This window comes from Acinetobacter sp. MF4640 (assembly GCF_002018895.1).
Lineage (GTDB): Bacteria > Pseudomonadota > Gammaproteobacteria > Pseudomonadales > Moraxellaceae > Acinetobacter > Acinetobacter johnsonii.
Window position 1 is genome coordinate 74219 of sequence record NZ_MVOM01000008.1, and the last position, 23047, is coordinate 97265.

Consider the following 23047-nt stretch of genomic DNA (forward strand, 5'->3'; position numbering starts at 1 on the left):
AAATTACTCGGGTTTTCAGCGTGAAATCTTTTGACAACTACAGCTATAATGCAGGCAGTGTATTAATTATTGTTAGGAGATCACATGACTGTAGATGTCACTGAAACCATTTCTCAAACTGTACATCCTGCGTTTCAGTTGGTACGTCAACACCATGTTGAAGCTTTAGACATTTTAGTGTCTGAATATAAACATAAAGTCACTGGGGCAGTGCATTATCACTTGGCCACCAATCACGATGAAAATGTATTCTTGGTTGCCTTTCGCACCCAACCTATGGATTCAAAAGGCGAAGCGCATATTTTAGAACACACAGCACTATGTGGTTCGGAAAAATTCCCTGTTCGTGATCCGTTCTTTTTAATGATTCGTCGTTCACTGAATACTTTTATGAACGCCTTTACTGCGGCGGACTGGACAGCGTATCCATTTGCGACTCAGAATAAGAAAGATTTTCAAAATTTACTTGAAGTGTATTTAGATGCAGCTTTTGCAGCCAATTTGAATCCGTTGGATTTTGCCCAAGAAGGAATCCGCATTGAGTTTGAAAGCGGTGAGCCTGTTTATAAAGGTGTGGTTTTCAACGAAATGAAAGGGGCAATGAGTTCGCCTTCAGATCAGTTGTATCATCAGTTAGCGCATCACTTATTCCCTGAAACCACTTATCACTACAACTCAGGTGGCGACCCTAAAGATATTCCAGACTTGACTTACCCTGAGTTGGTGGATTTCTATAAGTCGCATTATCACCCAAGTAACGCAGTTTTCATGACCTTTGGTAATGAGCCTGCTTACAATCTACAAGAGCAGTTTGAAACTTTAGCCTTGGCGAAGTTTTCAAAAGGTGAAACGCTATTTTCTAAAGAAGAGCGCCGTTTGACTGCGCCACTAGAAGTGACTGAAACCTATGCGGTAGATGCAGAAGATTTAAAAGACAAAACTTATCACATTATTTCGTGGTTATTGCCTAAAGCTAGTGAGATCAAACTACGCTTAGGTATGCGCCTTGTCGAAGGTGTATTGTTAGAAGATTCAGCTTCTCCATTGCGTCATTATTTAGAGACCTGTGGTTATGCACAGTCTACTGGCCCGATTATGGGAGTAGATGATTCAAATTACGAAATGACTTTCTACTGTGGCGTACAAGGTTCAAACCCTGAACATACAGCTGAGTTTAAAGCAGGTGTGTTTAAGGTTTTAGAAGATGTTGCTTCGAAACCTGTCGATCAAAACATGGTGGATGCGATTTTACATCAAATTGAATTGCACCAACGTGAAATCAATGGCGATGGCATGCCTTATGGTCTAAGCCTGATTTTAAATGGTTTGGGCAGTGCGATTCACCACAGCGACCCAGTCACTGTATGGGATGTGGACTCAGCCATTGCTGCGGTGAAAGAAGAATTGAAAGATCCAATGTGGTTGTCAAACTTAATCAAAACTTATTTGATTGATAACCCACACCGTGTACAAATGACTTTGGTGCCAGATGCCAATAAATCCGCAGTAGAAGCAGCGGCAGAAAAAGCACGTTTAGCCGAAATTGGTGCGCAGCTAACAGACGCTGAAAAAGCAGAAATTGAAGCACAAACTGAAGCACTTAAAGTCCGTCAAGATACCCCAGATGACCTTAATCTTTTGCCGAAAGTGGGCTTGGAAGATGTGCCTGCTGAACTGCAAATTGTACAAGGGCAGTTGCGCGAGATTATCTCAAATCGTATCGATTATCCGTTAAATCTTTATCATGCAGGTACCAACGGTATTTACTACAACCAAGTACTGATCCAGATTCCGCAAGATGTAGTGCAGTCACCTTACTTTAACTTGCTGTCCATTTTGATGGGTGAAGTTGGTGCAGGTCAATATGACTATCTAGAACTACAACAACTGCAAACAGCGGTGAGTGGTGGTTTAGGTATGGGCGCCTCTTTGCGTTCTCAAGTAAATGACAAAAATCAAATCAGTGCATGGTTAACGCTGACCACAAAATCGTTGGTGAGTAATTTTGACAGTATCGCTTTGTTGAAACTGGCATTTGAACAACTGCGTTTTGACGAAAAAGATCGCATTGTTGAGTTATTGCAACAACGTAAAACGCGTTGGGCATCTCGTCTGTCAGGTTCAGGACACAGTTATGCCATGCAAATTGCAGGACGTAACCACAGTGCTTTGGCAAAACGTGATTATCACAACACGGGCTTGGGTGCATTAAACTGGTTAGGTGATTTAGTCAGCCGTATTGAAAAAGATGCAGCAGCTTATGATGATTTGATCAATGAATTAAAAGCGATTCATTTGAAACTTTTACAAGCACCGAAACAGTTCTTACTAGTGTGTGAAGAACATCAGTCAGACCGTTTGGTTGAAGAAATTCAAAATGTGTGGGACAAGTTAGCTATTCCTGAGCAAACTGTGAGTTTGAAAATGGCTGAGCAGATCGATACCGATGCAGATGAGGCGTGGTTAATTCAAGCCAATGTTCAATTCTGTTCATCGGCTTATCAAGCCGTTGAGGTGTCACATCCAGATGCTGCACTGCTGATGGTACTGGCAGCGTACTTGCGTAATGGTTTCTTACACAGTGCAATTCGTGAAAAAGGTGGGGCTTATGGTGGTGGCGCAAGCTATGACGGCAATGCATGTTCATTCCGCTTCTATAGCTACCGTGATCCGCGTTTGGCTGAAACCTTCAATGACTTTGAAGCCAGTGTACAATGGTTGCTCAATACTGAGCAAAAGCCACATCAGCTTGAAGAAGCAATTTTAGGTTTGATTGCTGGTATGGACAAACCAGGTTCACCAGCGGGTGAAGCGATTACGGCATGTTATGCACTTTTACATGCACGTACACCAGCCTTCCGTAAGCAGTTACGTAGTCGTCTTTTGGCTGTGAGTTTAGAGGACTTGCAACGTGTGGCGGTACAATACTTGCTTGAACAAAAACCAACGAAAGCTGTGGTTGCACCTATGGCGAAGCGTGATACTTTAATTGAGTTAGGTTTTAGTATTCAACAAGTTCAGTAAAAAAATAAGAGGGTCGTATGGCGTTCAAATCATTTGAGCGTTCAACTTTAGTACTGAGCATGACTGTGCTCAGTACTTTGGGTGTCGCTAAAACACATGCACAAATTTCCGAAGTACCTGCAGCTCCTGCAACAGCCGAAGCATGTGTTGCATTGGCGTCGAATGCAGATCGTTTGGCTTGTTATGATGCATTATTTAAAATTCCTGAAGCGGTAAAACCACATATTGTTTCTGAGCAACGTGCAGCTATGGAAATTGCACCAGAACCTGAAAATATCACAGGGAAGATTGCACAAAGTGTAAGCTCTGTCTTTGCTTCGGAAGGCCCTAAAATATCCCCAAATTTATCTTTAATGGATAGTCGTTGGGAGCTTTCACCAGAAAGCAAACTGGGAACTTGGAATATTCGTGCCTATCAGCCTGTGTATTTAATGCCTGGTTTTTGGACGACAGATAAAAATGAATATCCACAAAGTCCAAATCCGACCAATACGGTGGATGAAGATCAGAACCTAAAGTCAATGGAAGCGAAATTCCAATTGTCTTTAAAAACTAAAGCTGTGGAAAACCTATTTGGGGACAATGGTGATGTTTGGTTGGGTTATACCCAGTCTTCTCGTTGGCAGCTTTATAATAGTGATGAATCACGTCCGTTCCGTGAAACGAACTATGAGCCTGAAGCCAGTTTGGTTTTCCGCACCAATTATGAATTGTTGGGTTTAAATGGTCGCTTACTGGGATTAACTTTCAACCATCAGTCTAATGGTCGTTCCGATCCGCTGTCACGTAGTTGGAACCGTGTCATGTTGAATGTGGGTTTTGAAAGAGACAACTTTGCGCTCATGCTGCGCCCTTGGTACCGTCTAGATGAAGATGCTGGTGATGATAATAACCCTGATATTAAGGATTATGTCGGACGGGGTGATTTAACAGCATTCTACCGTTGGAATGAACATGATTTTTCACTCATGCTACGCCATAGTTTAAAAGGTGGCGATGACGCGCGCGGTGCTGCACAGTTTGACTGGGCTTTTCCTATTTCAGGGAAGTTGCGTGGCCATTTCCAGTTGTTTGATGGTTATGGCGAAAGCTTAATTGATTATAACCACCGAGCGACTTATGTGGGCTTGGGTGTGTCCTTAATGAATTGGTACTAATTTAGAGACATAAAAAAACCACGTTTGATACGTGGTTTTTTTATGTTTAAGTGTTAGGTGTTTTAACCAATTTGAATATCGGCAGTTGGATGTTTTAAACGGCTCTTTTTTGGCGTCGCAATCAGGTAGGCTAGTGTTAAAGGACCTAAACGACCTGCAAACATCAAGAGCATCAGAATAAATAAACTTGCAGGTTGAAGTTCGCCCGTGATGCCGCGTGACAAACCGACAGTACAAGCAGCGGAAATGGCTTCAAATAACAAATCCATAAACTGATGATTAGGTTCGATTAAAGATAAACTAAAGATGCCTAAGAAAATAAGTGCCGAAGTAATAGAGACAACAGCCATTGCCTTAAAAGAGGTTTTTTGAGAAACAGAGTGATTGAACACACGAATTTCATCTTCACGTCTAAGGAAGCTAATCACGCTGAGTAAAACAATAATAAATGTACCTACTTTAATCCCGCCTGCGGTACTCATCGAGCCTCCCCCAATGAACATCAGTAACATGGTCACGAGGGTCGAGGCATCTTTCATCTGTGCCAAATCAAGGCTGTTAAAGCCCGATGAACGAGGCACGGTGGCATGGAACCATGCATTTAAAGCTTGGTCACCTAAGCTCATTGGCGCTAAAGTGAGGGGATTGTTCGATTCAATCGCCCATAAAAGAACAAAAGCAATCAGGTTCAAGCCTGCAATGGTGGATAAAATCAATTTGCTATTGGTACTTAAGCCTTTCCAACGTTTGCTGCGTTTAATGTCCATTAACACCACAAAACCTGTCCCACCAATGATGTATAGCATACTGATGGTAAAGGTAATGAGATACTGACCCGAGAAGCTCATTAGACTGTTGGGAAACAGTGAAAAGCCACCGTTGTTAAATGCGGATACACTATAAAAAGCCGCATAAAACAGAGCTTGATTGAAGTTGTAATCTTCTAACCATGCAATGGTCAAAATAACCGTGCCGATCGCCTCAAAAAATAAGGAATACAGCAGTACCCCTTTAATGGTGAAGGATACTTTGGATAAGCTGGTTTGACCAATGGTCTCTTGCGCCATGATTTGTTGCTTTAAACCGAGTTTGGTCGACAGACTCAGTGCGGCTAAAATTGCAAAAGTCATAAAGCCTAAGCCACCAATTTGAATCAGCAGCATGATGATGATTTTACCTGTTACGGTAAAAGTTTCACCGACATTCACCACAGACAGTCCCGTAATGGTGACTGCTGAGCTAGCGGTGAACAAAGAGTTAATCCAACTGAGTTCACCGTGGTGTGAAATGGGTAGCTTTAATAATAGAGTCCCAATAATAATAAAGCTCAAAAAACCCAAAGCCAGCAGGCTGGGCGGGCTTAAATTAATGGTACTGTTTTGCGGTGTTTGCCAGTCTTTGACTTTTTTCATGATTTGAACCGTGCTGAAAGACGACGTAATGTTTCAACTAAACCTTCAACAACTAGAATATCACCCACTTGTAAAATTAAATTGGGATCAATGCTGTACAAAACGTCTTTGCCGCGTTTATGGAGTAATGTTTTCACATCAGGTGCTTGATCCATCAGTTGGCGGAAGCGAGTCCCTTGCAATTTTTCATCAATTTCAATTTTGACAATATAGTGATTATCTTCAAGTGCCATATAGCGACTGACCATGGGATAACATAAAGACTGCGCAATCCGCACGCCCATGTCCTCTTCAGGGTGAATAATTTTACTGATCCCTAAATGGCTTAAAATCATATGATGTGACTTTGATTTGGCTTTGACCCAAATTTTTTCAACCCCAATATTTTTGAGGTGCAGGACACATAAAATACTGGCTTCAATATTTTCACCAATTGCGACCACCACGGCATCGCAGTTTTTAATATTTAATTCATCGAGGACATGTTCATCTGTTGCGTCGGCGATGACAGCATGGGTCACCTGCTCAGAAATATTTTCAACATATTTTTTTTCACTATCGATACCAATGACATCATGTCCCAGTTCAATGAGTTGAGTTGCAACTGTGGCTCCAAAGCTTCCTAAACCAATCACTGCAAATTGTGCCATGTCATCTTTCCTTTAAATTTTTTTATACGTCGATTGTTAACGAATGTTGTGCCAAATTTCACAAGATGTCATCTTTATACAGACACGCTTTTTTCGATCAACCGCGCTTTGCCTTATACCAATATATCACTCATCCAAAGGAGTATATAAATGCGGAAGACACTGTATGAATCCCTCAGGATCGCGTTTCCAGAATTGAATGATACCGCAATTCCAGAAGAACAAGATGAGTTCGAGCACTTTGTACGTTGGTTGAATAGCTATTATTCAAACATTCAAAAAATAGAACTCGATGATTTTCGACAAAATGGTATTGATGAATGCCATCGACTTAAACAGTTGGGTATTGACTTAGACGAGCTGAAAAACCAAATCAATGATGATATGGCGTCTTTTTATCAAATGTATGACAGTGAGGAAGAAGAAACCTCAGACATGCATGGTTATGATTTTGAATTTAGTTTTGATGTTATTTTTAACCACATTAAAATTTTTATTGAGCCTTATGAACTCAGTTTACTGGTTATCGAGCGGGAGAACCCCTATTGGCTGTTGGTACCGCATAATGATGAACTGATCGATAGAATTATTGTTACGTATAACCACACGTTTGGTGATGAAGAGCCGATGCAGCTCATAGAATAAAACCGCCTCGAAGGGCGGTTTTATGTATGTATTGAATCTTTTATTTTAAGAAACGTTGATAACCTAGGTTATTGGTAATTTCTTCATATGGATACGAAATACTTTCTAAAGTTTCAATCAAACCATCTGGGTTTTGTTTCGCATCACTTGCTTCTAAACCAACAAGGACACGACCTTCCGCCGCACCGTGGTTACGGTAGTGGAATAGGGTAATGTTATGCGTAGGGCCAAGGCGTTCGAGGAACATTAACAGTGCACCTGGACGTTCAGGGAACTCAACACGGAACAAACGCTCATTTTCAAGGTCTGCATGACCACCAATTAGGTAGCGAATATGCAGTTTTGCTACTTCATCATCAGACAAGTCATCGACATCGAACTGAGTTTTCAGCGCTTCAAAAATATCGTGACGCTCTTTTTCACCGCCTTTTAAGCTAATCCCGACAAAGACTTGCGCTGCACTGGCATCACTCGCACGGTAGTTAAACTCGGTGATATTACGACCTTGTAGTGCTCGGCAGAAATTCAGGAATGAACCTTTTTTCTCTGGAATGGTCACAGCAAAAATAGCTTCTTTGCGTTCACCCAATTCGGTACGTTCTGCAATATAACGTAAACGGTCAAAGTTCATGTTTGCACCACATACAATTGAGACGATGTTTTGCCCAATTAGCTCGTGTGTTTCAACATACTTTTTAATCCCTGCCAAGGCCATCGCACCCGATGGTTCAACGATGCTACGACATTCATCATAGGTGTCTTTAATTGCGGCACAAATTTCATCGGTATTGACTAAAACCACTTCACGCTCAACGATCGGGCCTGAGTTATCCGACTTTTGTAGTTGAATCACTTCAAATGGTTTTTCACCAATCTGTGCTACAGCCGTACCGTCGGCAAATAAGCCGACTTGAGGTAGTACTACGCGTTCACCTGCTTCAAATGCGGCTTTTAAACAAGCAGATTCGTCATATTCAACAGGAATGACTTTGACATGTGGTGCAACATCGCCTAAGTAGGCTGCTACACCAGCAATCAAACCGCCACCACCCACAGCGACGAAAACGTAGTCGACATCGCGCCATTGACGCAAAATTTCATTGCCAATCGTGCCTTGACCTGCCATGACCAGTTCATCGTCATAGGGAGGGATAAAACTCATACCGTCTTCTGCGGCACGTTGAATTGCGTATTTGTTGGCAACATCAAAAGAGTCGCCGTGGAGAACCACTTCACCGCCTAAGCGTTTGACTGCCTGAACTTTAATATCTGGGGTAGTTTTCGGCATCACAATAATGGCACGAATCCCGAGTTTTTTACCTGACAGTGCTACGCCTTGGGCATGGTTGCCAGCAGATGCAGTAATCACACCACGTTCAAGTTGAGCTCTAGGAAGTTGGCTAATGCGGTTATAGGCACCGCGCAGCTTAAATGAAAAGACTGGTTGTAAGTCTTCACGTTTAAAACGAATGTTGTTATTGAGTTTCTCACTAATTCGAGGTGCCGCTTCGAGTGGAGTTTCGATTGCAACATCGTAGACTGTTGCTTGTAATATTTGTCGAACCAAACGAGACAGCATGTTAATTTCCCATTTAACAGTTTAAAATAGAGGATCATTGTAACAAACCCATGTACATTTGGGCTGTAAAATCAGCAACAAATGTCAAAAAATAGTTGAGCCAAATTATGAGTCTGTATGCTACCCAAGATGAAAAAAAGCAAGCTGCTGCAAAAGCTGCCTTAAAGCACTTACCTAAAGGTGGCATTTTAGGGGTGGGTACAGGCAGCACCGTAAATTTCTTAATTGAACTTTTACCAGAGCTTCAGCTTGAAGCAGCTGTGGCAAGTTCAGAAGCAACGGCTGAGCGTTTAAAGAAATTAGGCATTGAAGTGGTTGATATGAACTCTGTCGGCGGTTTAGATGCCTATGTCGATGGTGCAGACGAAATTGACCGTCATATGCATATGATCAAAGGCGGTGGCGCCGCACTTACTCGCGAGAAAATTGTGGCTTCAATTGCGAGAAAATTTGTTTGTATCGTTGATGATTCTAAGTGGGTTGATCAATTGGGGCGTGACTTCCCACTTCCGATTGAAGTGATTCCAATGGCTCGTTCAGCTGTGGCACGTAAAATTGTAGCGCTTGGTGGTGATCCTGCTTACCGAGAAGGCGTGGTGACGGATAATGGTAACGTGATTTTAGACGTTTATAACTTAAATATCTTAAATGCGCTTGAGCTTGAAAAAACCATTAACGACATTCCAGGTGTGGTGTGTAATGGTATTTTTGCAATCAATAAAGCAGATGTGGCAGTTGTTGCAACAGACAGCGGTATTGAAGAACGTACCGCTGTTTAATTTTAAATCTTCCCTAAGCTCTTTTTTGAAAATAAGGGGCTAAAAGCAAAAACATTTTTATCTTATGTTTTTCTCCCTCCTTTCAAAAAGGAGGGGGTGGATGATTCAATAAAAGAATAATATTAATGACCTTAGCAGACCTACCTGAGATCCAAATCACTCATCATGCACGTGCGACCCGGTTACGACTTCGCGTTGAACCAACTCAAATTCGTTTAACCGTGCCTAAGTTTTGTAGCAAACGGCAAATTCAGGATTTTTTAAATCAATCTGAACAGTGGATGGTTGAAACTTGGCAGAAGCAACAAGCCAGTCTGCTACAGATAGATCGAACCCTTCCCACAGAGTTGCGGTTATTTAATCGCCAAAATGCTTTAACGGTGAGCTATAAAACACAAAAAAATGCGTATATTTTGGATGAGGATAATCACCAGCTTTGGATCAGTGACCGTCAGCCCGAAAGTTATTTAAAATCTTTTGTAATTGTATATGCCAAACAGCACTTGCCTATTTATTTGCAACAGATTAGTCATGAAACTGGTTTAAAATTTGCACAATGTTCAATTCGTCAGCCCAAGACCCGCTGGGGGAGTTGTAGTGCCAAACACGATATTATGCTTAACAGTGCTTTAGTGTTGTTTCCTGAAGCCATTACCCGTTATGTCTGTGTGCATGAACTCGCACATACGCAACATTTTGATCATAGTGCACGTTTTTGGGCGGAAGTTGCCAAATATGATGCCGCTTTTCAACAGCATCGAAAAACCTTAAAAACAACCGCATTGCCGTATTGGTGGGCAAGCGCTTAAAGTTAATTTTACGTGCAAAATTTAAAAATAATTTCTTCTGATTGATTGAGCGTTAGTCAAAAAATGCTCTAAACTTCATGATCTAAGATAAACATTCCTCAATTTCAGTCCAAAGACCTCAAATGTGAATTTTACAGATATCCACTATTTTATATTAATCGTTCTAGGTGTTTAGTCCCAGATTTTAATGGGAAGCTTACTTTTAATATGTCATTTTGCTTTTAGAGCTCCCTCATATTTATTGTGGCTCGGGCTTGGATATATTGTGCCTTCGTTTTCTGTGGCGGCACAAAGTTTTATGTCGAATAAGCAGTTGGCTTTTTCGGCACCCATTTTAGGCAGTATGTATTTGTTTGGTGCATGGGCCAGCGCTTATGCCATGGGCTTAAGAAAGAATGCCAATGCACGTCCATATTGGTGTCTTGCCTTGGTCGTGATGGCTTTACTTTCACTCAGTTATTATTCCTACGTAGATGATCAACTGTGGATCAGAATGCTGATTCTGAACATTTCAATTGCATTGGTTGAGTCTTTGGTTTTGTTTTCAATGTTTAAACATTATCAAGGGATTGATTTGCTCAATAAAATAGTCGACTTTTCTTACTTGTTTATTGTGCTGTATACCTTTGTTCGCGGAATCATTGTTTTTCTCTTTTTAAGAAATATTGAAGCAGACATGCTGGCAAATTCAGTTTGGTGGCTGATGATGCTTGCTGCGAGCATTATCTTAAGTATGTGGTTTGCAATAGTGCTGCTCGGAACCTTAGTACGCGATATTATCCATCAACTCAATGATGAGCGACTAAGAGATCCGCTAACGCATTTATTCAATCGACGTGGCTTTAACGAAGCGGCTAAACGAAAGTTGCATCAGCTCTCTAAACAGTCTTATTTCTTGCTCATGTGTGATATTGATCATTTTAAGAAAATTAATGACACCTATGGGCATTTGGTGGGTGATCAAATTTTACAACAAGTCGGTCAAATTATTGGGCAAAATGTTCGTACGCAAGATTTAGTAGGGCGTTTCGGCGGAGAGGAGTTCATTGTCTTATTGCAAATTGATGACCCAACGCTGGCTTATAATATTGCCAATCGTATTCGTTTAGGTATTGCCGATGCACGATTATCCTCAAAAAGTATTGCCGTGACAGCAAGTTTTGGACTGGCTGCAGTACATCAACCCAACTTAAAATATGCCATACATACTGCCGATCAATTGTTATATCAGGCGAAACATTCGGGACGAAATCAGATTGGTTTTGAGCCTGCACAGAGTATATTGGATGTGTCTCATTAGGTGTCGATAGCACTAAAAACGCATAAATTCCAAGTAAAACAGTTTAGAAAGCAGAAACTTCCTGTCATACTAGGCAGTTACGAAATGGACAGTTTAAGTTTGAGGTAATACACGTGATTTCAGTTGGTATTGTCGGCGGTACAGGTTATACAGGCGTTGAATTGTTGCGTCTTTTACTACGACACCCAAATGTGCAAGTAAGCGTATTAACATCGCGTACAGAAGACGGTCGCCGTGTAGATGATATGTTCCCAAGCCTACGTGGACATACCGAACTCAAATATTCAGATTTGAATATTGATGAACTGAAAAAATGTGATGTGGTGTTCTTTGCGACACCGCATGGCGTTGCCATGAAGTATGCCGAAGAGCTTGTGGCTGCAAATACTAAAGTGATTGACCTTGCCGCAGACTTCCGTTTACAAGATTTAGAACAGTTTGACAAATGGTATGGCATGCAACATGCGTGTCCTGAACTGTTGAAAGACTCAGTTTATGGTTTGTCAGAATTAAACCGTGAGCAGATTAAACAAGCCAATGTCATTGGTAACCCTGGTTGTTATCCAACAACAGTACAACTGGGTCTAGCGCCATTATTTAAGCAAAACGACACATTAGTTAAACCTGAAAGCATTATTATTGATGCGAAATCGGGTGTGTCTGGTGCAGGTCGTAAAGCCAGCCTTGGTATGATCTATTCTGAAAATGCAGATAATTTCAAAGCTTATGGCGTTGCAGGTCACCGTCATCATCCTGAAATTGTGGAAGCGTTGGAAAATATTTCAGGTTTAAAAGAGGTGTTTAACCACATTTTATTTGTCCCGCATTTGGTGCCAATGATTCGTGGCATGCTGAGCACGATATATGTGGACTTAACCGATGCGGGTGAAGCTGCTGATGTGCAAAGTTTATATGAACAGTTTTATGCCAATGAAGCTTTTGTCGATGTGATGCCTGCTGGAAGCTCACCAGAGACACGTTCTGTGCGGGGTGCAAATCAGCTGCGTATTGCGCTGTATAAACCACAACCGAAAAAATTGGTGGTCATTTCAGTACAAGACAATTTGGTTAAAGGGGCAGCAGGTCAGGCCGTTCAAAACATGAACTTAATGTTTGGATTTGCTGAAACTGCAGGCCTAGACGGAATTGGTTTATTACCATAAAAAACGTTTTAGAACTTCACACACATTTAGATTTCGATTTAAATGTGTGTTTTGAATTGAATCAAAATAAGAGATGACGATGCCGAACACTGACACAAATATGACGTCACAACAGCCTGAACCTGCAAAGCCGTTTTTACAGACCAATAAGCCCTTGGCAATTGGTGCTGCAATATTGATGGTTGCAAGTGGGGTATTGGGCTATACCGTCGGACATCGTCAGGGTTTAACGGTGGTAGGTTTTGATGCAGATGCTGAGCAACTGGTCGAAGTGGTACAAAAACAAAAGACCAGTCTGGATGCATTAAATAAAAACTATAATGCTGCTGTTCAGGAGCGTGACGTTGCTGTGACCAATTCAAATGAGCTGTATTTGTCATTGCAAAAAGCTCTGGATCAACAAGCGCAATCTGAAACCACTGCTGTGATTTACCGTGAGGTTTTACGTCAACGCGGCGGTATTCCACTGGCTGTGCAGCATATTGCGATTAAACCTTTGCCTGAAAATGCATTTGAATATCAACTTGATTTGGTTCAAGTCAGTTCATCTAAACGTCCAGCTTCAGGTACAGTTGAACTCCGACTCATTCGTGGTACAGAGGTTTTAGTTGTACCGCTTGAAGACAAAAACTTTAACTTTGAAAACTATGAGCGTTTAACAGGGCGTTGGACAATGCCTAAAGGCTTTACGCCGCAGTTTATCGAAGTCCGTTTAACAGGTAGCACACCAGTGACACGACGCTTTAGTTGGTCACGTGGTGAAGCCGTAGAAAGTCAATCAGCATTTGTCTCTGAAATTCCTCAGGCTGAGGCGAATGCACAATAATTGTGAATTGTAAGTTTATGGGTATCTCTAAGCGTTCAACGTGTTTAAATGAAATCAAGCAGTCTTTTCATGAATCTGGCTATGTCGATTGGCATATCAGCCCGCGCTTGAGCAATGATGAACCGCATGAAGAAGAAAATGGGGATGTCGCTGTCCAAACCGCGCCACCAGAACTTAAGCGTCCTCCACTCTATGCTGTCGTTTTAATGAACGATGACTACACCCCAATGGACTTTGTTATTGAAATTTTACAACAATACTTTGCTTTGAATCTTGACCAAGCCACTCAAGTAATGCTAACTGTACATTATGAAGGAAAAGGTGTTGCAGGCGTTTACCCGAGAGACATCGCGGAAACAAAAGCAAACCAAGTCAATAATTACGCTCGGTCTCAAGGTCATCCTTTACTTTGTCAGATTGAGCCGAAAGATTAAGGGGGTTCCATGCTCAGTCGTCAATTAGAAGTATCCTTACGTTTGGCTGTTAGTATGGCTCGACAAAAGAGACATGAATTCCTAACCGTTGAACATTTATTATTGGCTTTACTCGATAATGATTCGGCCGTAAATGCATTGAAAGCCTGTGGTGCAGATATTATTGTGCTTCGCAAAGAGCTTGAAGAATATGTAGAGCAGCACACCCCTAAGCTGGGCGAAAACAGTGATCAAGCCCCGCATCCAACCGAAAGTTTTGACCGTATCTTACAACGTGCAATTTTCCATGTGCAATCAAGCGGTGGTGATCGGACGGTTGAAGGCGCAGACATTTTAGTGGCGATGTACTCTGAGCGTGATTCTTTTGCAGTTTACCTCTTAAAACGTCATCAAATTAATCGTTTAACACTGACACAATACTTGGCCCACGGCACACGTAAAGACGAAGTGCAAGTGGAAGAGGAAATTGAAGATCTTGATGGTGAATCTGCTAGTTCAAGCAACGCAGGCCCTTTAGAGCTGTATACAACCAACTTAAATGTTGAGGCACAAAAGGGTAAAACAGATCCTTTAATTGGTCGTGAAAAAGAAATTGAGCGTGCAGCACAAATTCTATGCCGTCGCCGTAAAAATAACCCGTTATTGGTCGGTGATCCTGGCGTCGGTAAAACATCGATTGCTGAAGGCTTAGCTTGGCTCATTGTCAATGGTAAAGCACCGAAACCATTGGCAAATGCTGAAGTGTATAGCTTGGACATTGGTGCTTTGGTGGCAGGAACCAAATACCGGGGTGACTTTGAAAAACGTTTAAAACAGCTTTTGAACGCGTTGAAAAAGAAACCAGAAGCAGTTTTGTTTATTGACGAAATCCACATGATTATTGGTGCAGGCTCAAGTATGGGCAGCACAATGGATGCGTCAAACTTGATTAAACCCGCTTTGGCCAATGGTTCATTGCGCTGCATCGGTTCAACCACATTCCAAGAATACCGCCAAGTCTTTGAAAAAGACCATGCATTGTCACGTCGTTTCCAAAAAATTGATGTCAATGAGCCATCTATTTCAGAAACGATTGATATTTTACGCGGTTTGAAGAGCAAGTTTGAAGATTTCCATCATGTTAAATATGATGACAAAGCTTTAATTTCTGCGGTTGAGCTGTCTGCGAAGTTCATTAATGATCGTTTCTTGCCGGATAAAGCCATTGATGTTATTGATGAAGCAGGGGCACAACGTCGTCTGAAAGCTGAACAAGATGGCACCTTGATTACCGTGGAAAATATTGAAGATATCGTGTCGAAAATTGCACGTATTCCACCAAAAACCGTATCTAAAGATGATAAGACCGTTCTTGAAAATCTTGAACGTGATTTAAAACGTGTGGTCTTTGGTCAAGATGAAGCCATCGAAGCTTTAGGCTCAGCAATTAAACTGTCGCGTGCAGGCTTAAAATCACCAGATAAACCTGTGGGTAGTTTTGTTTTTGCAGGCCCAACTGGGGTAGGTAAAACAGAAGTCACCAAGCAGCTTGCGAAATTATTGGGTGTTGAACTGGTTCGCTTCGATATGTCGGAGTACATGGAGCGCCATGCGGTTTCACGTTTGATCGGTGCGCCTCCAGGTTATGTCGGCTTTGACCAAGGTGGTCTGTTGACTGATGCGATTCATAAAAATCCGCACTGTGTATTATTGCTAGATGAGATTGAAAAAGCGCATCCAGACGTGTTCAACTTATTGCTACAAATCATGGATCATGGTTCATTGACCGATAACAATGGTCGTAAATCAGACTTCCGTAATGTGGTGTTGGTCTTGACCACAAATATTGGTGCGGAAAGTATTTCTCGCGTGAGTATTGGCTTCATGGACCAAGACAACAGTAATGATAACCAAGATGCGATGAAGAAAGCGTTTTCTCCAGAGTTCCGTAACCGTTTAGACAGTGTGATTCAGTTTAAAGCTTTACCTACGACAGTAATTGAAAATGTAGTGGATAAGTTCTTAACTGAATTGCAAGCACAACTCGATGATAAAAAAGTCATTCTTGAAGTGGATCAGAGTGCGCGTGAGTGGATGGCTGAAAATGGTTATGATCGTTTAATGGGCGCTCGCCCAATGCAACGACTCATCCAAGAGCATTTGAAAAAGCCACTGGCTGAAATGATTCTATTTGGTGAGCTTGCAGAACATGGTGGCAATGTTGCGGTCTCTGTGAAGAATGAAAATGGTAAAGCGGTGGGTTTAAAACTTGAAGTTTTTGAAGACCAAACGGCTGAGCCTGCTTAAAGATCGTTACATAATTTAAAACCCGTGTTCGCACGGGTTTTTTTATTGAAAAAGTATTTAACAGTTAGAAGTCACAAAAGTAGGTTGCATGGATATTCAATTGACGAAAGTTTTAAGTACATTTGTACTATTTTTGGTAACTGCTGTGATGGAAATATTGGGCTGTTATTTCCCTTATTTGATTTTAAATCAGGGAAGAAGTCATTTGTTGTGGATTCCCACTGCTTTAGCGCTAGGTGCATTTGTGTGGTTGTTGACATTACATCCGGCTGCGTCAGGACGTATTTATGCCGCTTATGGGGGAATTTATATTTTTACTGCGTTGTTATGGTTGCGTTATGTCGATCAAGTTTATTTATCCCGTTGGGACCTGATGGGCGGGGCAGTGGTATTGATTGGTGCGACCATGATTATCTTACAACCACAGGGATTGGTTCGCTAAAGTAGAGAACCAATCGCTAAAAAAGTACTATTTGATACCACAGTCTTTTTGCTTTAATTCTAAATCGTAGCTATTTTTCTCAGAGCTGAGCTGTAATTTTACAGTGTAGGGGTTATTGCGTTGATATTGATGCTCGAAGAAAATATTGCAGTTTTGCACAACATTCTTTTTAATCACTTTTTGAACTTCTTTTGACCCCAAATCTTGCTCAAACTGCGCAAAATCAGGGGTAATGATTAGACCTTTAAGCTCAGTACGGTCTGCATATAGGTTAAATTGTTCAATGATGGTGTTGTTATCAATTTCAATTGGGAGGGTTCGAGAGTCTTCTGCAGTTAATACAGTTAGAATCTCGTTCAGGCTTTCAGGTTGTTGAATTTTAAAATTTGCATCAATAATTTGTTTGGACTGTAAGTAGTCATCAAATTCTGAGGCTTGAACCTGAAAAAAAGCAGAGCTTAGAATTGTAGCAAGGCACAGGCCAGTTTTTTTGAAATACATGGAAAATATCACTTATAAAAATTATGTTCAGATTATAGCTTTACCCGTATAAAAAAAGCACCCTTAGGTGCTTTTCGTTGGAAAAATTAATTAATCTTTCTTAGTATTTTCATTGATTAAAAACTCAACCAATGCTTTTTGTGCATGTAAGCGGTTTTCAGCTTCATCCCAAACCACGGCATTTTTATGGTCGAGCATCTTTTCAGAAATTTCTTCGCCGCGATGCGCAGGTAAACAATGCATAAATAAACAATCAGGATGAGCAAGATCCATAAGATGTTCATTCACTTGATAGTCTGCAAAAGCAGCTTCACGAATTTTTTGCTCTTCTTCTTGGCCCATGCTTGCCCATACATCGGTCACGATAAGGTCTGCGTTTACGGCAGCATCTTCAGCTGAGTTAACCAGTTCTGCACAATGTGCAAATTCACTTAAAAATTCTGCTTTGGGTTCATAACCTTTAGGCGCAGCAATTTTTAACTTAAAGCCCCACATATGCGCAGCTTCAATATATGAATTACACATATTGTTGCCATCACCAATCCACGCTACCGTTTTGCCTGCAATAGGCCCACGGTGTTCAACAAAAGTTTGAACATCTGCAAGTAGTTGGCAAGGGTGGTGATCATCGGTTAAAGCATTAATCACAGGAACTTTTGAATAAGAGGCAAAACGTTCAACAATGTCATGTCCAAAAGTACGGATCATCACAATATCCAACATGCTTGAAATCACGCGTGCTGAATCTTCAATCGGTTCACCACGACCCAATTGGGTGTCTCGTGGAGAGAGGAAAATTGCACTGCCACCAAACTGGCTCATGCCTGCTTCGAACGATACACGGGTACGGGTGCTCGATTTTTCAAAAATCATACCCATGACTTTACCAACAAACGGTTGGAATACTTCGCTGTTGTGCTGTTTACGCTTTAGTTCGATACCGCGTTGCACAACTTGGTTCAGTTCTAAAGTAGATAAATCGCGTAAGGTAAGAAAGTGACGTAGAGCCATTGTTACTCCACAATAATTGCTGAAAACCGAAATAGGTACAGAACAACAATTAGTTGTTGGTTGGTGAAAAGAAAAAAGAGAGTCGATTAATATACTATATGCAAAGGAAATTGCAAAAAAACTAGACTTTTTGATGACCTGCTAAGAAGCGATCTACACAATAATGAACATATTCTAGATTTTCTTGTTCATTTTCTTCAACATAGATGTTCATGAGTACTCGCCACTCTAATTCGCGCACAATGCCAAAAAAAAGCTGCGCAGAATAATTCGGATGTTCACATCGAATAATACCTATTTCATCTGCTTTGGTTAAAACACAAGCCACGGCATCTTCAATATGTTTAGGTCCTTGTTTGTGAATATGAAAGGCCAACTGCGGATTACGTTGTACTTGTTCCATAATGAGTCTTAAAAAAGAGGCATTTTCTGGAAGCACAAGATGCGTTTGAATATTTAAAATGGTTTGTATTAAATAAACGCGCAAATTGTCCTTAGTAAAATCAAAAGGTATACAAATATCTTTAAAAAACAGCTCACGACGGTAGTCACAAATGGCTGTAAAAAGACCGTCTTTATTTCCAAAATATTTGTAAATCGATGCTTTTGAACCACCCGCATGGTTGACAATATCATCAAGTGAAACCGCATCGTAGCCATGTTGCAAAAACAACTCGTTTGCACTTAATAAAAATGCAAGACAGCGTTCATGACCTCGTTTTGTGTGAGGTATGTCACGTGTAAGGGGTTCTAGTTGAACTGAGTCGTGCATATAACTAACAACAGCCTAATAAATGTGGATCTCTGGTTGCTATCATAGCAAAAATATGCACACATTGTTGTTTTGGGGCTTATCTGTTTACCACTAAAGCCCAATGCATGGAAGAAAATTACACAATAAAAACGTGAACCATGGGACTAAAGTTTTAGAGTGATCATTCTAAAATGTCATAGCCAATTCAGTCATTATGGCTATACTCAAAACTCGAAAATTAAAGCAAATGCCGTGGAAAGGACGATGACAGAACAAAGATCTGCAGGCTTAAGATTTAGACAAGCACTAGAAGTGGAAAAACCATTACAAATTATCGGTACAGTCAATGCTTATGCAGCAATGATGGCGAAACAGGTGGGCTACAAGGCCATCTACCTTTCGGGTGCTGGTGTAGCCAACTACTCTTATGGATTGCCTGACTTAGGCATGACCAGTCTGGATAATGTTTTGGAAGATGTACGCCGCATTACCGAACGTGTAGACACTCCGTTACTGGTCGATATTGACACCGGTTGGGGTGGGGCATTTAACATTGCCCGTACTGTGAAACAAATGATTGCTGCAGGCGCAGCCGCAGTGCACATCGAAGACCAAGTAGCACAAAAACGCTGTGGCCACCGCCCCAACAAAGAAATCGTCACCCAACAAGAAATGGTTGATCGTGTTAAAGCCGCAGTCGATGCCAAAACCGATTCAAACTTTGTGGTGATGGCACGTACCGATGCCCTACAAAAAGAAGGCCTACAAGCGGTGATTGACCGTGCCTGTGCTTGTGTAGAAGCCGGTGCCGATGCGATCTTTGCTGAAGCAATGACCGACATTACCATGTACAAAACCGTCTGTGATGCAGTCGGTGTTCCAGTACTAGCCAACATTACCGAATTTGGCGATACCCCGTACTACAGCAAAGAACAACTGGCAGAACAAGGCATCTCGATGGTGCTGTACCCACTGTCACCGACTCGTGCCATGCAAAAGGCAGCACTGGAAGTCATGCATGCCATTCGCAATGATGGTACCCAAGTCAACGTCCTCGACAAAATGCAACAGCGCAAAGAACTCTACGAATTTCTCGATTACCACACCTTTGAAAACACATTAGACAAGCTGTTTAAACAGGAGAATTAAAAATGGCTGAAGGAAAAGTCCTCACAGGCGCAGGATTGCGCGGACAAGTCGCAGGAAAGACAGCACTATCAACCGTAGGCAAAAGCGGGGCAGGTTTGACCTACCGTGGTTATGATGTTCAAGACTTAGCAGAAAACTGCCAGTTTGAAGAAGTCGCTTACCTAATCTTTTTTGGTGAACTACCAACAGCAGCACAGCTCACTGCCTATAAAGCTAAACTCAAATCACTGCGTCAACTGCCACAAGCACTTAAAGAAGTCCTTGAGCGTATCCCAGCAGATTCACACCCAATGGATGTGATGCGCACAGGCGTTTCAATGCTAGGTAACCTAGAAACCGAACAGTCATTTGAACAGCAACAAGATGTTGCAGACCGAATTTTGGCGACTTTGCCTGCTATTATTTGCTACTGGTATCGTTATAGCCATGATGGTGTGCGTATTGAAGAAAATACGGATGATGATTCAATTGGTGCACAATTCCTTCATTTATTGCGTGGTGAAAAACCAAATGAACTGCATGAACAAGTGATGAACGTATCACTGATCCTTTATGCAGAGCATGAATTCAACGCATCGACTTTCACCGCACGTGTATGCGCATCCACCTTATCCGATATGCATTCATGCATTACCGGTGCAATTGGTTCACTGCGTGGTCCATTACACGGTGGAGCAAACGAAGCAGCGATGGAAATGATTGAAAACTGGACGTCACCTGAAGAAGCTGAGCGAGAAATGCTGGGCAAACTGGAACGTAAAGAAAAGATCATGGGCTTTGGACATGCAATCTACAAAGACAACGACCCACGTAATGGCATCATTAAAATCTGGTCTGAGCGCTTAGCCAAAGATGTCGGTGACACGGTACTGTACCCAGTTTCAGTCCGTTGTGAAGAAGTGATGTGGCGTGAAAAGAAACTGTTCTGTAACGCAGACTTCTTCCATGCATCGGCATACCACTTCATGGATATTGCGACCAAGTTATTCACACCAATCTTCGTGATGAGCCGTGTGACAGGTTGGGCAGCGCATGTGATGGAACAACGTGCAGACAACCGTATTATTCGCCCAAGTGCGGACTATACGGGGCCTGAACTGCGTAAAGTAGTGCCAATTGAAGAACGTTCAGCGGCTTAAAATAAAGCTCTGATACATTATAAAAAAGCCTCTTCGGAGGCTTTTTTATATGCAATTTTTTTGTTGATGTTTCGCACAGCTTAATTCATATAAATATTTAATTTTAATGAAATAATAGATAATTAAAAGAATAGAGTTGCTATAATCTCGACCGTTTATTTCTTCATTTTTATTGTAATTTATTTTATGAAACATAAGTTTTTGTGTGTATCAGCACTATTTTTGGGGTTGTCTCATTCTGCTTTCGCCATGCCATTTGACCCGCTTATTGGAACATGGAAAGTGATTGATGATCGGACTGGGTATTATATTTCAGATATTGTGATTCGTAAGAATTCTAAAACATCACAATATAGTGCAGTAGTGACCAAGTACTATCCTTTGGCTGGAGCGCCTGTGAGTGATGTATGTAGTAAGTGTCAGGGTGGGCTTAAGGATAAACCGATTTTTGGTATGCAAGTGCTGAATGGTTTAATGGGTGATGCAACAGGTCAAAAATTCGCAAAAGGCCAATGGTTGAATCCTCAAGATGGCCGTGTGTATAACATCAATATTGCGCAGCTCAATGCAGGTAAAGATCAGATGAAGGTACAAGCCACAGCAAAAGATACGAAAGGTTTGAGCAACATGACATGGAAAAAGCTTTAAGTCTTTTGATTGTGTCGATAAAGCCATTGCACTGTCATAGTGCGGTGGCTTTTTTATGGATAAAAAAGCTGGAAGGGTATTTGCTAGACTTGTTGAATCCGTATAAAAAGGAAAAATCATCTTTCGGAGTGCTTGGTCAAAGAAAATGTAGTCTTTTAATCGATGAGATGTACGTCATGACAGAGAGATGATTAAGATTTACTTAATTGATAATGATAACTATTATTATATGTTAAGCTTCAGCATCTCATGGCTGTGTATACGAAAAATGACTCATCTTTATAGAAAGATTTTTACTTCTCTGCTTTCGCGAATTTTTGGCTCGTTGTTGATCTTGGGTGCCAGTTTAAGTATTTATGCGAAACCTGAAATGAAACCTTTACCTGCAAATATTGCAGAAATAGGCTCGGCTTATTACAGTTTTAAAGTCAAAGAGTTTGCAACTACAGATCCAAATAAAAGCTATAGCGTTTGGTTAGGTATTCCAAAGACAGTACAGAAGACGCAGGACGCATATGCATCGGTCTTTATGCTGGATGGGAACGCTGCGATGTCCCATCTGAATGAAAAAATACTCAAGTCTTTGTATGAAAATGATGCCCCTGTAGTGGTTGCCATTGGTTATAAAACCAATTTGCCATTTGCCACAGCTTTTCGTTCACTTGACTATACTCCAGCAGATTTATTAACCGCAAAACCCACTCAAGATCCAAGAAATCCAGAGCGGATGAGCGGGGGAGGTGCTGATTTTAGAAATGTGATTTTGAAGGATATCGCCCCTTGGGTTGAGCAGAATGTAAAGTTGGATGCGCAAAAAAGAGCGTTATGGGGGCATTCCTATGGAGGGCTTTTCGTGCTTGATAGCTTGCTCGATGGGCGTTATTTCAGCCATTTTTTTGCTGCAAGTCCATCACTTTCTTGGGCAGATGAGCGCATGATGCAAAAAATTAGAGCCGTAAAATTAGTCAAAGAGCCACAAAAACATGTATTGCTGATGGAAGGTGATCTTTTAACACATACTGGAACACAGCAAAGCGCTAATTTTGATGCAAATGGCATTAATAAAAATAGAGAAATTTTGTCTATATTCGATCAGCAAGGCGTAGAGGCTAAATTTTTAATCTATCCAAATCTAAAGCATGGTGAGGTTTTTAAGGCGTCTTTATTAGACGTGCTCTCAAATAAATTATATTGATGGTATTTAAATTATCCTGTCTTGTCCTGAAATAGATTGACAGTATTCCACTTCAAACCGAGTTAAGCAATTAGCTCGGTTTTAGTTTGCTCATACATCTGATTCGGGGTGTTCATATTTAAACTTAAATGTGGTCTATAGTAA

The 23047-nt window shown here is 41.3% G+C and carries 21 protein-coding genes; 15 read left to right on the forward strand and 6 right to left on the reverse strand.

The genetic code is table 11. The annotated features are described in order from the left end of the window. Positions 1 to 84: 84 nt before the first annotated feature. Positions 85 to 3024: an insulinase family protein gene (locus tag MF4640_RS04300; RefSeq protein WP_078388802.1), complete on the forward strand. Its 2940-nt coding sequence runs from the start codon at positions 85 to 87 to the stop codon at positions 3022 to 3024. 17 nt (positions 3025 to 3041) lie between these two features. Further along, positions 3042 to 4181, forward strand: a complete 1140-nt coding sequence (locus tag MF4640_RS04305; RefSeq protein WP_078388803.1) for a phospholipase A — start codon at positions 3042 to 3044, stop codon at positions 4179 to 4181. A 62-nt stretch (positions 4182 to 4243) separates the two neighbouring features. On the opposite strand, the gene MF4640_RS04310 is transcribed toward MF4640_RS04305, so the two are convergent. Both MF4640_RS04310 and MF4640_RS04315 read right to left on the reverse strand, forming a co-directional pair. Next, on the reverse strand, positions 4244 to 5593 hold the full coding sequence (locus MF4640_RS04310; protein ID WP_078388804.1) for a TrkH family potassium uptake protein: 1350 nt from the start codon (positions 5591 to 5593) through the stop codon (positions 4244 to 4246). Beyond that, complete coding sequence (locus tag MF4640_RS04315; RefSeq protein ID WP_058869788.1) at positions 5590 to 6243, reverse strand: potassium channel family protein; 654 nt, start codon at positions 6241 to 6243, stop codon at positions 5590 to 5592. The genes MF4640_RS04310 and MF4640_RS04315 overlap by 4 nt, the downstream gene beginning before the upstream one ends. 150 nt (positions 6244 to 6393) lie before the next feature. On the opposite strand from MF4640_RS04315, the gene MF4640_RS04320 reads away from it, so the two are divergent. Then, the gene (locus MF4640_RS04320; protein ID WP_078388805.1) at positions 6394 to 6888 is read left to right on the forward strand and encodes a hypothetical protein; all 495 of its coding nucleotides are present in this window, start codon (positions 6394 to 6396) and stop codon (positions 6886 to 6888) included. Between the two features lie 40 nt (positions 6889 to 6928). On the opposite strand, the gene ilvA is transcribed toward MF4640_RS04320, so the two are convergent. Continuing rightward, the gene (gene ilvA, locus MF4640_RS04325; protein WP_004981822.1) at positions 6929 to 8467 is read right to left on the reverse strand and encodes a threonine ammonia-lyase, biosynthetic; all 1539 of its coding nucleotides are present in this window, start codon (positions 8465 to 8467) and stop codon (positions 6929 to 6931) included. Positions 8468 to 8574: 107 nt separating this feature from the next. On the opposite strand from ilvA, the gene rpiA reads away from it, so the two are divergent. From rpiA to MF4640_RS04365, 8 genes are all read left to right on the forward strand, one after another. Next, positions 8575 to 9246 carry a ribose-5-phosphate isomerase RpiA gene (gene rpiA / locus MF4640_RS04330; protein ID WP_004696685.1) on the forward strand — a complete coding sequence of 224 codons (672 nt, stop codon included), beginning with the start codon at positions 8575 to 8577 and terminating at the stop codon, positions 9244 to 9246. A 125-nt stretch (positions 9247 to 9371) separates the two neighbouring features. Next, positions 9372 to 10055, forward strand: a complete 684-nt coding sequence (locus MF4640_RS04335; RefSeq protein ID WP_078388806.1) for a SprT family zinc-dependent metalloprotease — start codon at positions 9372 to 9374, stop codon at positions 10053 to 10055. Between the two features lie 265 nt (positions 10056 to 10320). Next, entirely contained in the window at positions 10321 to 11355 is a 1035-nt protein-coding gene (locus MF4640_RS04340) for a GGDEF domain-containing protein (protein ID WP_078388807.1), read from the forward strand. 107 nt (positions 11356 to 11462) lie between these two features. Beyond that, the gene (argC, locus tag MF4640_RS04345; RefSeq protein WP_171263852.1) at positions 11463 to 12518 is read left to right on the forward strand and encodes an N-acetyl-gamma-glutamyl-phosphate reductase; all 1056 of its coding nucleotides are present in this window, start codon (positions 11463 to 11465) and stop codon (positions 12516 to 12518) included. 79 nt (positions 12519 to 12597) lie between these two features. Next, complete coding sequence (locus MF4640_RS04350) at positions 12598 to 13344, forward strand: DUF6776 family protein (RefSeq protein ID WP_078388809.1); 747 nt, start codon at positions 12598 to 12600, stop codon at positions 13342 to 13344. Between the two features lie 17 nt (positions 13345 to 13361). Beyond that, positions 13362 to 13778 carry an ATP-dependent Clp protease adapter ClpS gene (clpS, locus tag MF4640_RS04355; protein ID WP_004981811.1) on the forward strand — a complete coding sequence of 139 codons (417 nt, stop codon included), beginning with the start codon at positions 13362 to 13364 and terminating at the stop codon, positions 13776 to 13778. Between the two features lie 9 nt (positions 13779 to 13787). Further along, entirely contained in the window at positions 13788 to 16064 is a 2277-nt protein-coding gene (gene clpA, locus MF4640_RS04360) for an ATP-dependent Clp protease ATP-binding subunit ClpA (protein WP_078388810.1), read from the forward strand. 88 nt (positions 16065 to 16152) lie between these two features. Continuing rightward, on the forward strand, positions 16153 to 16506 hold the full coding sequence (locus MF4640_RS04365; RefSeq protein ID WP_078388811.1) for a YnfA family protein: 354 nt from the start codon (positions 16153 to 16155) through the stop codon (positions 16504 to 16506). 27 nt (positions 16507 to 16533) lie between these two features. Here MF4640_RS04365 and MF4640_RS04370 read toward each other — a convergent pair whose 3' ends face one another. The 3 genes from MF4640_RS04370 to MF4640_RS04380 form a co-directional block, all read right to left on the reverse strand. Beyond that, positions 16534 to 17007: a hypothetical protein gene (locus MF4640_RS04370; RefSeq protein ID WP_078388812.1), complete on the reverse strand. Its 474-nt coding sequence runs from the start codon at positions 17005 to 17007 to the stop codon at positions 16534 to 16536. Positions 17008 to 17097: 90 nt separating this feature from the next. Continuing rightward, positions 17098 to 18018 (reverse strand): ornithine carbamoyltransferase, encoded by a 921-nt coding sequence (gene argF, locus MF4640_RS04375; RefSeq protein WP_058869781.1) that lies wholly within the window; start codon positions 18016 to 18018, stop codon positions 17098 to 17100. A gap of 121 nt (positions 18019 to 18139) precedes the next feature. Then, the gene (locus tag MF4640_RS04380; protein WP_078388813.1) at positions 18140 to 18790 is read right to left on the reverse strand and encodes a TetR/AcrR family transcriptional regulator; all 651 of its coding nucleotides are present in this window, start codon (positions 18788 to 18790) and stop codon (positions 18140 to 18142) included. Between the two features lie 246 nt (positions 18791 to 19036). Here MF4640_RS04380 and prpB point away from each other — a divergent pair, with 246 nt between their 5' ends. The 4 genes from prpB (at position 19037) to MF4640_RS04405 (ending at position 22903) form a co-directional block, all read left to right on the forward strand. Continuing rightward, complete coding sequence (gene prpB / locus MF4640_RS04385; RefSeq protein ID WP_078388814.1) at positions 19037 to 19921, forward strand: methylisocitrate lyase; 885 nt, start codon at positions 19037 to 19039, stop codon at positions 19919 to 19921. A gap of 2 nt (positions 19922 to 19923) precedes the next feature. Next, positions 19924 to 21060 (forward strand): 2-methylcitrate synthase, encoded by a 1137-nt coding sequence (gene prpC / locus MF4640_RS04390; RefSeq protein ID WP_078388815.1) that lies wholly within the window; start codon positions 19924 to 19926, stop codon positions 21058 to 21060. 186 nt (positions 21061 to 21246) lie between these two features. After that, positions 21247 to 21708, forward strand: coding sequence for a DUF2147 domain-containing protein (locus MF4640_RS04395; RefSeq protein WP_004981798.1), 462 nt, complete (start codon positions 21247 to 21249; stop codon positions 21706 to 21708). Positions 21709 to 21976: 268 nt separating this feature from the next. Further along, positions 21977 to 22903, forward strand: coding sequence for an alpha/beta hydrolase (locus tag MF4640_RS04405; protein WP_078388819.1), 927 nt, complete (start codon positions 21977 to 21979; stop codon positions 22901 to 22903). The last annotated feature ends 144 nt before the right edge of the window (positions 22904 to 23047 follow it).

Bases quoted from the DNA above. Each gene is read 5' to 3' on its own strand.
- MF4640_RS04335 (WP_078388806.1), top strand. From the start codon at position 9,372: ATGACCTTAGCAGACCTACCTGAGATCCAAATCACTCATCATGCACGT.
- prpC (WP_078388815.1), top strand. From the start codon at position 19,924: ATGGCTGAAGGAAAAGTCCTCACAGGCGCAGGATTGCGCGGACAAGTC.
- clpA (WP_078388810.1), top strand. From the start codon at position 13,788: ATGCTCAGTCGTCAATTAGAAGTATCCTTACGTTTGGCTGTTAGTATG.
- MF4640_RS04305 (WP_078388803.1), top strand. From the start codon at position 3,042: ATGGCGTTCAAATCATTTGAGCGTTCAACTTTAGTACTGAGCATGACT.
- MF4640_RS04350 (WP_078388809.1), top strand. From the start codon at position 12,598: ATGCCGAACACTGACACAAATATGACGTCACAACAGCCTGAACCTGCA.
- MF4640_RS04380 (WP_078388813.1), bottom strand. From the start codon at position 18,790: ATGCACGACTCAGTTCAACTAGAACCCCTTACACGTGACATACCTCAC.
- MF4640_RS04320 (WP_078388805.1), top strand. From the start codon at position 6,394: ATGCGGAAGACACTGTATGAATCCCTCAGGATCGCGTTTCCAGAATTG.
- MF4640_RS04300 (WP_078388802.1), top strand. From the start codon at position 85: ATGACTGTAGATGTCACTGAAACCATTTCTCAAACTGTACATCCTGCG.
- MF4640_RS04315 (WP_058869788.1), bottom strand. From the start codon at position 6,243: ATGGCACAATTTGCAGTGATTGGTTTAGGAAGCTTTGGAGCCACAGTT.
- rpiA (WP_004696685.1), top strand. From the start codon at position 8,575: ATGAGTCTGTATGCTACCCAAGATGAAAAAAAGCAAGCTGCTGCAAAA.
- MF4640_RS04395 (WP_004981798.1), top strand. From the start codon at position 21,247: ATGAAACATAAGTTTTTGTGTGTATCAGCACTATTTTTGGGGTTGTCT.
- MF4640_RS04365 (WP_078388811.1), top strand. From the start codon at position 16,153: ATGGATATTCAATTGACGAAAGTTTTAAGTACATTTGTACTATTTTTG.
- ilvA (WP_004981822.1), bottom strand. From the start codon at position 8,467: ATGCTGTCTCGTTTGGTTCGACAAATATTACAAGCAACAGTCTACGAT.
- argF (WP_058869781.1), bottom strand. From the start codon at position 18,018: ATGGCTCTACGTCACTTTCTTACCTTACGCGATTTATCTACTTTAGAA.
- clpS (WP_004981811.1), top strand. From the start codon at position 13,362: ATGGGTATCTCTAAGCGTTCAACGTGTTTAAATGAAATCAAGCAGTCT.
- MF4640_RS04370 (WP_078388812.1), bottom strand. From the start codon at position 17,007: ATGTATTTCAAAAAAACTGGCCTGTGCCTTGCTACAATTCTAAGCTCT.
- prpB (WP_078388814.1), top strand. From the start codon at position 19,037: ATGACAGAACAAAGATCTGCAGGCTTAAGATTTAGACAAGCACTAGAA.
- MF4640_RS04310 (WP_078388804.1), bottom strand. From the start codon at position 5,593: ATGAAAAAAGTCAAAGACTGGCAAACACCGCAAAACAGTACCATTAAT.
- MF4640_RS04405 (WP_078388819.1), top strand. From the start codon at position 21,977: ATGACTCATCTTTATAGAAAGATTTTTACTTCTCTGCTTTCGCGAATT.